This is a genomic window from Antarctobacter heliothermus (genome assembly GCF_900188425.1).
Taxonomy (GTDB): Bacteria; Pseudomonadota; Alphaproteobacteria; order Rhodobacterales; family Rhodobacteraceae; genus Antarctobacter; species Antarctobacter heliothermus.
In genome coordinates this window covers 1-1,277 of the sequence record NZ_FZON01000155.1, presented here as the reverse complement: position 1 = coordinate 1,277, position 1,277 = coordinate 1, and the positions used below count along the sequence as shown (strand labels likewise).

Here is a 1,277-nt window from a genome sequence, read left to right as displayed (position 1 = left end):
ACCATCCGCTCGGACGGTCGCATCGACGGGGCGGATCCCTCCATCGCCGCGCTGACCGGCTCCATCGAGGTCCGGTTCGCCGATCAGACTCTGGTGACACAGGCAATCAACGGCGATCCTTGCGAGCTCGAGTTTGCCTATATGCTGCCCTCTGGCGAGAGCTTCACATTCACCGTGCACGCCGTGTACCTGCCGCGCCCCCGCATCGAGATTTCCGGACCGCAGGGCGTGCAGGCGACTTTCGACTGGCAGGCCGCGCGTGACAGCACGGTCGGGCGAATGTGCACCGCAACCCTGATCAATGACATCGAGGTATACTGAATGCTCTCACTCGACCTGACCAACGCGCCGCGCTGGCATGACTTGGCCCCCGGCGTGCGGGTGCAACTCCGCCCGCTGACCACCGCGCTGATGGTGGCCACGCGCAGCGACCCAGCCGTAGAGGCCGTGCCCGATGACGCTTCCGACGAGGAGCGCGCTGTCGCCTTCGCGAAGGCGCTGGCACGACGAGCGGTTCTTGCCTGGGAGGGCATCGGCAATGCCGAGCGAGAGCCCATCGACCCGAGTCCGGACGCCATCGACGCGCTCCTGGATATCTGGCCGATCTTCGAGGCCTTTCAGCTGACCTACGTCTCCAAAGGCTTGCTGCTGGAACAGGAAAAAAACGTCTCCACGCCCTCGCCGAATGGTCCTTCGGCGGGGGCGAGCGATACTGCGAGGCCTGTCAGCAAGCCTGCCCAGACTGCCCGGCGCGGCTGAACCGTCCCGCCACATTCGAGGGCTGGCAGGTCTGGGACCTCGTCGGTCGTCTCGGCGGCCAACTCCGCGTGTCGCCCGGCGCGGTGATCGGCTGGGACCTGACCGCAGCCTTCGCACTGGGTGACGCGCTCGGCGTGCCGCCAACCGCCGCAGCCGAACTATTGCCCGTCATAGAGGCGGTGATGGTGACCAAACTCAACGAACAGATGGATCCTTTGCATGGCAGAAAAACGGGTTAGCGTTCGCCTCGGGGCGGTCGGCGGACGGCAGGTGCGCGCCGAACTGGAGGGCGTAGGCGAGGCTGGCGCGCGCGGGTTCGGGCGGCTCAGCCGGGAGATGGAGGCGGCGAACACGCGCCTCGCCGCCTTCTCCCGGCGCGTCAAACTCGCCGCCGCTGCCGCTGTGGCCGCTGCTGCTGCGGCAGGCGTGGCCATGATCCGCTCGGGGCTACAGACCGTTGATGCGCAGGCCAAGCTGGCGGCCTCGCTCAAGACCACGGTCGCCAGCATTCAGGTGCT

Annotated in this window: 3 protein-coding genes and 1 pseudogene; all 4 read left to right on the top strand. The window is 67.2% G+C overall.

Translation table 11 applies throughout. From position 1 onward, the window contains the following. On the top strand, nt 1-321 hold a 321-nt coding region (locus CHB90_RS26015; RefSeq protein WP_245823398.1), incomplete at its 5' end, for a phage tail tube protein. Then, nucleotides 322-759, top strand: a complete 438-nt coding sequence (locus CHB90_RS26010) for a hypothetical protein (protein WP_089280574.1) — start codon at nt 322-324, stop codon at nt 757-759. Between the two features lie 68 nt (nt 760-827). Continuing rightward, on the top strand, nt 828-998 hold the full coding sequence (locus tag CHB90_RS27655; RefSeq protein WP_170941202.1) for a DUF7697 family protein: 171 nt from the start codon (nt 828-830) through the stop codon (nt 996-998). Continuing rightward, a pseudogene (locus CHB90_RS26005) lies at nt 979-1,277 on the top strand (phage tail tape measure protein); the annotation flags it as partial. The gene CHB90_RS27655 and the pseudogene CHB90_RS26005, both read left to right, overlap by 20 nt.

What these genes read in the sequence shown, in the direction of transcription:
- CHB90_RS26010 (WP_089280574.1), top strand. Translation starts at nt 322, where the DNA reads ATGCTCTCACTCGACCTGACCAACGCGCCGCGCTGGCATGACTTGGCC.